Raw genomic sequence first — 9,366 nt, forward strand, 5'->3', positions numbered from 1 at the left:
ACTTATGCAGCGGGACAGGGGGTCAGACCCCTTGTCCCGCTGCATTACTTATTTCCGTTTCGTTCGTTTATGTCTTTTCTTAGTCTTTTTCTTATACTTTGGCTTCTTCAAAGTTCTTATGCTTGCTGGCAATTCCTTTTGGCGTGCACCCATGTATATTTCCGCAGATGGATAAAAGGATTCCGTTTGATTTGGTACTATTTCTATTTCCATATCAACAACATTTGACTCAAATTCTTTCAGCTTTCCAGCTTCTATTAATTCATCCCGAGTAGGCAAAAATGGAATATCGCCACCTGAGATCTGACTAATTATATATAATCCTTGTAAACCAACTGCTAATATTTGGCGCAAGGTTTCTGTGGTAACCGCTCGATAATCACTAGCAGTTAGAAGCATTCTCTTATAGTGGTAGGCGGCGTTCTCAAAGTCTTCCATTTGTGATAGTAAATTCCCCAACGTATAGTGTGATTCCGTTTGATTAGGATCAATTGCTACCGATTGTTCAAAAGCATTTACTGCCAATTCGGGACGATTCCCTTGATGATATAAATTCCCAAGTCGATTCCAAAGATAACCATCTAGTGGATTTTCATTAATTTTGGTTAATAAATGATTTTCTGCATCTGAGCTATATAAGTGCCAGCTTCCATCAAACAATTCGAACTTTCCAACAGAACATCGATTATCATTTTGGCCATCGCTTCCAATCTGTTTCAAAACTGTTGCAAGTGGCAGTATCATAAAATCATTAGGCATCTCCCAGTTTCCAGCATCATTACAATGTTTGCATCGAAAATATCCTGTGGTTTGGATGCTTTGCACTGAATCATTTCCATCTGTATTTACGACCATATGACCAACATCATATTTTCCTTTTCTGCCACAACTTTTGCAAGTTAACATAAAGGAATTTTCTTGATGGAATCTATCAACCTTTTCATTGTTTTTAATGATTGTATTTACATATTTTCCAGTTAAACAGGACTTTGTTGGAGAATCCGGTATTTCTTTTGTCTTATCTTCAATTAATAACTTAATAAGCTTTGGATTAATTTGTGAAACAGGCAATTCAGCCATTCTTTCAGCTATAGTATTTCTACCATATAGTAACATAGAGCAGTCATCGTATGGAACAGAAACTGGGACAAGGGGTCTGACCCCTTGTTCCGCCTGGCCCTTGTCCCGCCTAATGCATTACATCTACTACTATTCTTGAGGTAAACTCTGGTGTTTGATATTCTACTTTGTCAACATTCAAGTTAAGTGCTGCAACAAACATATCCTCTTCCATATAATAATCAATATTTGAGATAACGGGACTATTAGATATCGTTACAGTCCCGCCTTCTTTATTTAATTCTCCATCGATCTCTCCATAAGGAATTTTCAAAAGCAACTTACCGTCCTGTTCCTCCAATTCATAATTATTCACTGTTTTATTTAAATCAAACACAATTCTTGAATAATCCGGGTGTATACCATAACGGAAATTTTCTATATTGGTGGCCGATACCTCAACTTCACGTGAAGCAGTATAATCATTGTAGGTCGCCACAACTTCCCCTTGTCCTTCATTCGTTGCATAAAAAGTTCCGTTTTCTACGTATCCAATTTCGCCAGAGACTTGCCATTCAATCGAGGAAGGATCAATATCTAAAGCTTCTCCATTTTTGTCATACCCCTTCACTGTTAAATCCACGTTCTGACCAGGGGATGCTGTTAAATCTAACGGTAAAATACCTAAAGAGCCTTTTTCTTTGTAGGGATTCGCACCACTTGGATAAGGGTTATACAATAAATACTGATTTCTCACTTCCGTTATCCATGTAGTCAACTCTTTCTGCCAAGAATCCACAACCTCGTTAACTGGAACATCATTCATAATCATTCCGGGTACATCTGGATCGCCAATAAGATTAGCATAGCTTGATGTCATCTCAAACTTCTCTGGGTTTTGGTCACGCATCGCATCCACAAGGTTTAAGCCTAGTGCTACTAAATTGATTTCGGATGGGTCAACAATATGCACCTGTACCCCGCCGACCAATTCACCTTCATATTTTCCAAACATAGGGGTAAAATATGCTGCCCTAAACGAAACGCCTTGTAAATCTCTACTGTTCATTTCTTCCGCTAACGCTTCTCCATCAATCCACGGTGCACCAACCAGTTCAAATGGTCTAGTTGTGCCGAGTCCCATGGTTAATGTCGTATCGTCAAGCAGCTCGGTTCCAGCATATAAATAGGCAGTTTCCATCGTTGGAATATTAGGAGAAGTCATAACCCAAGGCAGACCAGTATCTTCAAAGTGCATGGTCCGTTTCCATCCCTTCATTTTAGCCACTTTCAGGTCCACACCCATGCTATACCCATGATTCCACATCGTTGCTAATTCCCCAACTGTCATTCCGTGTCTTACAGGTAATAAAAATCTCCCCATGAAACTAACTGTATCTTCAGAACGGAGTGGTCCTTCCACCTTAGTTCCACCAATTGGATTCGGGCGATCTAATACAATTAATTCCTTATCAAATTCCGCGGCAGCTTCCATTGCAAAACCTAGTGTATAAATATACGTATAAACATTGGAACCAATATCTTGAATGTCAAAAAGCAACACGTCAACATCTTCCAGCATTTGCTCAGTTGGTTTCCAGGTAGGACCATATAAACTGTATACAGGCAAACCCGTTTTTTCATCAATATAAGAGTCTACGTATTCCCCTGCTTCCTGATCCCCCCGGATACCGTGCTCGGGACCAAATAAGGCAGTTAAATTAACTTCCGGATGTTTATAAAGCAAATCAATACTGCTGACCAAATTACGATCAACTCCTGTAGGATTTGTTATTAATCCGACTTTTTTATCCTTTACCCAATCTAAATGATCCTTTAATAACACTTCAATTCCAGGCACTACATTCCCATTTTTCTTATTGCCTTTTTTTCCTTCCGCATTCGATGTTGTTAACGAAGATGTCAGCACTACCATTAAAACGGCAACAATAATCATAATTTTATTGATCCTCACATGAACACTCCTCGTAAAAATAAAGATGGATTATCCAATTACCACAACATTGTTACTTTACAGCTTCCATTAATTGCTCAATTTTCAAGTTCATATTAAATTGCTTTCGATAAATCTCAATCATTTCTTTTATAAGGTCTTTTTCAGACATGACAGTCATCAAGTGATCCTGTGCATGGACTACTATTACAGGTAATCTTTCCATACCGTCATTAGCATCCTCTTGAATAAACTGTGTTTGTAACTTATGTGCCTCCAGCAACTCTGCCGATGCATGTTGAACTTTTGCATCAACAGGTTCAAAATTCCCATTTCTCGCATCGTGTAATGCCTCATGTAAGAAGCTTTTTGCATTTCCCGCATGTAATATAAGTCCCATTGAAAAATGTTCCACGTTCATTTTACAGCCCTCCATAATGGATCAATTCTATCGAGTGCTCTTTTAACCAGCTGTTAATCCTATGATCAACAAGCACCTCTAATTCTTTTATTCTAGGAAAATGATAGCTGCTTTGGTTTCTTAAATTTAAATCCATAAATGCAGGGTGGCACATCACTTCCGAAATTCCCGGTTTTAGTTTAGAAAATAACTTCAATAAATACGCTGTTGAAACATTCTCTTCCCCGTAAAAATCATAATAGAAATAGTCACTGGACATAATTACTCCATTTAATTGTGTCTCGGAGAATGATCGAATAGGAAGATTATACGATTCAGCTACCTCCACAACTGCTTCCAATGCATGAGGTATATGCAAATGCATGTGATGGTGACTGTCAATGTGCGTTACATCAATCCCCCATTTGTACAGCAACTCAAGCTGTTCCACAAGTTCTTCTTTAATATCCTGCTTTTTAGCAGATTCGATAAGTGTTTTTCCTTTTAAAAAATTTCCGCTATGATCTGTTAAACTACTTACAGAAGAAGAAATAGGCTTGCCTGCATCCATCACAAAATGCAAGCCAACCCCAAGATTTGGATATTGCTTCACTTCATCTAAACTTTGCTTTGAATAATCGGTATTAACCATCAGAGTAGTACTTGTTAGAATACCATGCTTATGTGCGTAAAGAATTCCCGCCGACACACCTGGTGAGAAACCATAGTCATCAGCATTTACAATTAATCTGGTTGCAGAATTATGCATTATTTAAATCACCTTATTCCTTTGTTGCAGCAGCAGTTTCAGTAGTTTGCTCTTCCTGGACCAGCTGTTTATCATATAGCCGGAAAAACGGGTAATAGATTGCCATTGCCAGTAATATATTAATAATCATTAATACGCCTCCACGCCAATCACCTGTAGTAAGGATTCCTGAAAAAGGTGGTGGTGTTGTCCACGGTACAATAATATACGGCTTACCAACAAATCCGATTGACATGGCAAAATACGTTACGGTTCCAACTACTAAAGGAGCAAGAATAAAAGGTATAACTAAAAGCGGATTCATAACCACTGGCGCACCAAATATTGTTGGCTCACTGATATTAAATATGCTAGCCCATATAGATCCCCTGCCTAGACCTTTTAAATGCTTAGAACGGGCTCGCCAAACAAATAAAATCGTTAGTGCAAGAGCCATACCAGAGCCACCGACAGCCCACCAAATTGCCATAAATGGCTGTCCGATAATATGCGGTAATGCTTCTCCAGCTTGATGTGCAGATACATTTTCATCTGTTAAACTGTACCAGATTGGGGCCATAACACTTGCTACAACTGAAATTCCATGGATGCCAAACGACCATAGCAAATGTATTAGCAAAATAGCTACTAATGCCCCCCACAGACTTCCGCCAACCATTTGCAGCGGTTCACGTAAAACGGCAGCAACTACACCGTGTAACGATAAATCAAATGCGGCTTTCAGTATCAGGTCTACACCCCAGACCATGAAAATAATAGCAGCACCCGGTATCAGCGCAGTAAAGGCTCGCCAGACTGAGGGCGGGACTCCATCAGGCATTCGAATAACAATGTTCCTTTTTTCAAAAAAACGATAGACCTCGACCGTAAATATCGCTAGAATAATAGCAATAAATAACCCTTCACTACCCATTAAATTTAAGGGAATATTACCGTCTTCCGTAAGAGGTGTAGCAACAAAGAATGCAGCTATACTTAATACACCGGCAGATAATCCATCCATTTGATAACTTTTTGCAAGGTTATAGGCAATAGCGAATACAGCTATTAAACCCAATAGCCCAAATGTTGCATTAACAGGAATACTTAATGATGATGCATATGGTTTCATAAATTCAGCCCATGCTTTTACAGGTGGTGAAGATATAATTAAAAAAATACTCCCGATAATCAATAAAGGCATGGTTGCTATAATTCCATCCCGAATTGCTTTTAAATGGCGCTGTTCTGCCAATTTACCAGCAACAGGCATGAAATAACGTTCCATGAAAGCATTAAATCCATTCATTGTACTACCTTCCTTCATTTAAAATTAGTTAATTAACTTCAATGCTTGCTCAAGCACTTTTTCCCCGTCCAAAATTCCGTAAGATTTCATATCAATAATATCCATCGGAGTGTTTGCTGCATCAGCTTTAGAAAATAGTTCATTTTTCTTGTAGCGTATCTGCGGTCCAAGCAGAATGACATCGGCAGTTTTCAGTTGTTCTTCCAAATCATCAACTGAATGCGCTTCAATTTCAGCTTCGATAGATTTCGCGCTAGCAGCTTTTTTCATCTTTTCAACTAGTAGGCTTGTACTCATCCCAAGAGCACATAATAATGTAATTTTCATAGGTTGATCTCCCCTTTGATTATAGTTTTATTTCTAGATCGAACTGTGATAAATACTGCTCATTAACAGCTAACATTTCATCGAATATGCTTTTTGCCTTGTCAACAGATGGAATAAGTGGATGTAATGTCAATGCTTGCAGCGCGATTCCTCTATTTCCCGTAACAGCGGCCTTAACAGTCAACTCTTCATATGCTTTTACATGCTGCAGCAACCCTCTGATTTGCGGTGGGATACTCCCAACTTGGAGCGGTGTAATCTGATGATTTTCAACCACACAATTCACTTCAATACAAGCATCATTTAGTAAACACGGTATTGTCCCATTATTTTTCACATTTAACGTATGGGTTTTCTTTGAATCTAAATGGATTGATTTAATTAATTCAATTGCCGCTTCTGAGTAATACGCACCACCTCTTTGTTCCAGTGCTTTCGGTTTTTCCTGTACATTCGGATTCTGATAGATTTCAAATAATTCTTTTTCAACCTGTTGAACCTGGTCTGCCCGCGTTTCATTTCTACTATATTCCTCACGCTGTTTTTCAAGTATTTGGTCGGTTTGATAATAGTATTTATGATAGCCGCATGGTATTGCTTTTAGTGACTGAAGAAATTCTAGATCCCACCCGAAATCAGGGATATTTTTTGCCTCGTAACTATCTGATTTGCCGGTTAAAATATCTTCAATTCTGGATTGCCCTTTAATATAGAACCCTGTTATCCAGATGAGATGATTAATCCCGACAAAGTTAATACTTACATCCTTCATAGGCACCTGATATGTTTTAGCAAATTTCTTATAAAAGTTGATTGGATTATTGCATAAACCGATAACGTTAACATTGCTATGCTTTAAAATGGCTTCTGTAATGATGCCAGCTGGATTGGTAAAATTTAAAAGCCATGCGTCTGGTGCAAGCTCTTCAATATCCTTACATATGTCCAGCATTACTGGAATTGTCCGCAATGCTTTCATAAACCCACCTGCCCCAGTGGTTTCCTGTCCAACAACGCCATGTTTAATCGAAATATACTCATCATTTCTTCTCATTTTCAATTGTCCGACTCTGATTTGCGTAATAATATATGTCGCGTTTTTAATGGCTTCTCTCCGATCTAGTGTTGCAACAATTTTAATGGGACAATTGGCTTTTTCGATCATTCTCCTTGATAATCCTTCTATTATTGCCAGTTTTTCCTGACCTTTTTCAATATCGACCAGCCATATTTCCGATACCTGTAATGATTTCTGATTATCAATGATCCCCTCCACTAATTCCGGGGTATAAGAAGACCCCCCTCCAATTACAACTAATTTAAGCGGTTTCATCATTTTCCATCCCTTTCATTAATGTATACACCCATCATATATTGTAAGCGCATTCATTAGTAGGGGATGATTTTCCGTTAGCAACGGAAAAAAACTGATGCAAAATAAAAAGCAAAAGAAATAATATTGCTTCTCTTGCCTTTACCTTCTTATTATGAAGTTCTTAAATTGTTCGAATGTGCTGCATTGCAAAAGCCTCTGCAGAAGATTATTATCATCAATAAGTTTAACCAGAATATGAAACATTGGCTTTAAATCATCTTTTTTGGCCATATTCGTATTAAGGAGGAAAACAATTTGAACTGGCTTATCTCCCCACTGAATCGGTTTATTCAGTGTAACAATCGACCAAAACGATGCATTTGTTCTTGGTTCAAGTGGATGAGGAATTGCCACCAGATTACCAAAACTTGTAGGAGCATAGCTTTCCCTTTCCAAAACATAATCAATATAGTCATCTTCCACCCTGCCATCATTCACAAGATGGTTCCCCAAAAATCTGATCACCTCTTCCGGTGTTTCAAAATCCTGCTTTAAAAATGTATCCTTTTCATGCATGTATTGCTCAATAATCGATTTATCTTTAGTTATTGCCGTTTCAATAGTAGTAACATCGCTGTCACCAAGTATCGTACTCACATGTATAACAGGAACGGACAAATCCTGTGTAATTGGAATTGTGCTGACAATAAAATCCACACCAGTTAAAGATTGATGTTTCAAGTTATAATATTCTGTTGTTCCTATTATATCCAGGCCATCACCAAATTTATTTTTTAATTTATACGATAATAGCTGTGCACTTCCCAACCCCGAGGCACAGACAATCAAACAACGTTTCGTATGAACACTAGATTTCTTAATCCTTTCCAGAGCAACCTCGAGATGCAACGCCAAGTAACCAATTTCATTTTCGTCAATTTTAATACCCATTTTTTCATCAAGTACATCAACCATAACTAACGCTGCTTCAAAGGAAAGCGGGTATTTTGTTTTTATTTCTTCTAGCATTGGGTTTCTAATGTTCATTTGAAATTTGTAGCGATTAATTGCGGGCATTAAATGCAGGCATAAGGCAAACAGCAATTCTTCATCATCAGAAAGATTGAAATAATATTTTTCATCTATAATATTTACCATTTCAGTTACCAAATTATAAACCTTTTGATCAATAATGGAATTGATATTTTCTTTTTCCTGATTTGAATGTACCAGCTTTGTTCCCTGTAAATGAATTGCCAGGTATGCTACTTCATTTTCACTAAAGTTAACACTTAGACCCGCTTCAACATCCTGTACAATTTCCGATGCTACCGCGAACTCTTTTTTGCCCTTCATATGACGTAATTCTTCATGAACAATTTCAACTGAATTTGATTCTCTAATTCGCTTACACGCTATCGCTAGGTGCGTGATTAAATTTTGCAACCCGATATCTGAAATAATTATATTGTGCTTTCTCATATTAGATAGAATACTAGTTTTTATGATTTCCAAATCTCTTTTCGACAGGATGGAAAGCCAATCTGCTGGATCATCTAAAGGAACAGGCTTTTGGTTAAAAATATATTCAGAAATACAAAATCGTATCTGTGTTTCATTTCCTATAACTTTAATCCCGTAATTTGGCTTTTGATCAAGAACTAAGTTATAGTCCTCAAGTATTCCACGGACCAGTTTTATATCACTTTTTAATGTTGAACGACTAATATAAAGTTCCCCCGCCAGGTCGTCCATCTTTAAATAATAGGACTGTAATAAAAGTTTTTCCATTAAAAAAAGGATTCTTGCCTCCGGTTCACTTGGAATTACTTCTCTAGAATCCAGGCGCTCCTGAATAAATTGCTTCAATTTCTTATTATCCGTAATCTCCAGGTGGTACCCTTTACCACGAATGGATTCAATTTTCAAATCACTTTGCTCAAGCAAATGATTCAATTCTTTAATATCATTTCTCACCGTTTTTGAACTCACAAGCAAGTGCATCGCTAACTGTTCACTAGTCATAGGGTCATTCGATTTCATCAGTAACTGTATAATTTCCTGCCATCTCGAATTCATCAAACTAACCCCCTTTATTAGAAAATTAGTTATATTGTAACACAAAATCGGGACAGGGGGTCAGACCCACTAGCGTTGCATAACTGTAAATAAATATTATATATGTGAAAATTTTACATTACCATTTTACCTTTGGGAGCAAAAACGACAATCTCGAAATAAGATATCGTTTGTT

General features: G+C 37.6%; 8 protein-coding genes. All 8 read right to left on the reverse strand.

Annotated elements, in window-relative coordinates:
- Window positions 1-48 precede the first annotated feature (48 nt).
- The 8 genes from IEV74_RS17305 to IEV74_RS17340 all read right to left on the reverse strand — a co-directional run bounded on the left by IEV74_RS17305 (window position 49) and on the right by IEV74_RS17340 (window position 9,191).
- Complete coding sequence (locus IEV74_RS17305) at window positions 49-1,116, reverse strand: tetratricopeptide repeat protein (protein WP_188456625.1); 1,068 nt, start codon at window positions 1,114-1,116, stop codon at window positions 49-51.
- A 73-nt stretch (window positions 1,117-1,189) separates the two neighbouring features.
- Window positions 1,190-3,034: an exo-beta-N-acetylmuramidase NamZ family protein gene (locus IEV74_RS17310; RefSeq protein WP_229683233.1), complete on the reverse strand. Its 1,845-nt coding sequence runs from the start codon at window positions 3,032-3,034 to the stop codon at window positions 1,190-1,192.
- 52 nt (window positions 3,035-3,086) lie between these two features.
- Entirely contained in the window at window positions 3,087-3,434 is a 348-nt protein-coding gene (locus IEV74_RS17315; RefSeq protein ID WP_188456626.1) for a PTS lactose/cellobiose transporter subunit IIA, read from the reverse strand.
- A 1-nt stretch (window position 3,435) separates the two neighbouring features.
- Window positions 3,436-4,182, reverse strand: a complete 747-nt coding sequence (locus IEV74_RS17320) for a ChbG/HpnK family deacetylase (RefSeq protein ID WP_188456627.1) — start codon at window positions 4,180-4,182, stop codon at window positions 3,436-3,438.
- A 13-nt stretch (window positions 4,183-4,195) separates the two neighbouring features.
- The gene (celB, locus tag IEV74_RS17325) at window positions 4,196-5,470 is read right to left on the reverse strand and encodes a PTS cellobiose transporter subunit IIC (RefSeq protein WP_188456628.1); all 1,275 of its coding nucleotides are present in this window, start codon (window positions 5,468-5,470) and stop codon (window positions 4,196-4,198) included.
- 24 nt (window positions 5,471-5,494) lie between these two features.
- A complete protein-coding gene (locus IEV74_RS17330; protein WP_188456629.1) occupies window positions 5,495-5,797 on the reverse strand; it encodes a PTS sugar transporter subunit IIB in 303 nt (100 codons plus the stop codon).
- Between the two features lie 19 nt (window positions 5,798-5,816).
- Entirely contained in the window at window positions 5,817-7,133 is a 1,317-nt protein-coding gene (locus IEV74_RS17335) for a 6-phospho-beta-glucosidase (RefSeq protein ID WP_188456630.1), read from the reverse strand.
- A 138-nt stretch (window positions 7,134-7,271) separates the two neighbouring features.
- Complete coding sequence (locus IEV74_RS17340; RefSeq protein WP_188456631.1) at window positions 7,272-9,191, reverse strand: BglG family transcription antiterminator; 1,920 nt, start codon at window positions 9,189-9,191, stop codon at window positions 7,272-7,274.
- Between the last annotated feature and the right edge of the window lie 175 nt (window positions 9,192-9,366).

Source organism: Virgibacillus oceani, from assembly GCF_014638995.1.
Lineage (GTDB): Bacteria > Bacillota > Bacilli > Bacillales > Amphibacillaceae > Virgibacillus_E > Virgibacillus_E oceani.

Coding starts and splice junctions, on each gene's coding strand:
- IEV74_RS17330 (WP_188456629.1), bottom strand. CDS start 5,797: ATGAAAATTACATTATTATGTGCTCTTGGGATGAGTACAAGCCTACTA.
- IEV74_RS17335 (WP_188456630.1), bottom strand. CDS start 7,133: ATGATGAAACCGCTTAAATTAGTTGTAATTGGAGGGGGGTCTTCTTAT.
- IEV74_RS17305 (WP_188456625.1), bottom strand. CDS start 1,116: ATGTTACTATATGGTAGAAATACTATAGCTGAAAGAATGGCTGAATTG.
- celB (WP_188456628.1), bottom strand. CDS start 5,470: ATGAATGGATTTAATGCTTTCATGGAACGTTATTTCATGCCTGTTGCT.
- IEV74_RS17320 (WP_188456627.1), bottom strand. CDS start 4,182: ATGCATAATTCTGCAACCAGATTAATTGTAAATGCTGATGACTATGGT.
- IEV74_RS17315 (WP_188456626.1), bottom strand. CDS start 3,434: ATGAACGTGGAACATTTTTCAATGGGACTTATATTACATGCGGGAAAT.
- IEV74_RS17340 (WP_188456631.1), bottom strand. CDS start 9,191: ATGAATTCGAGATGGCAGGAAATTATACAGTTACTGATGAAATCGAAT.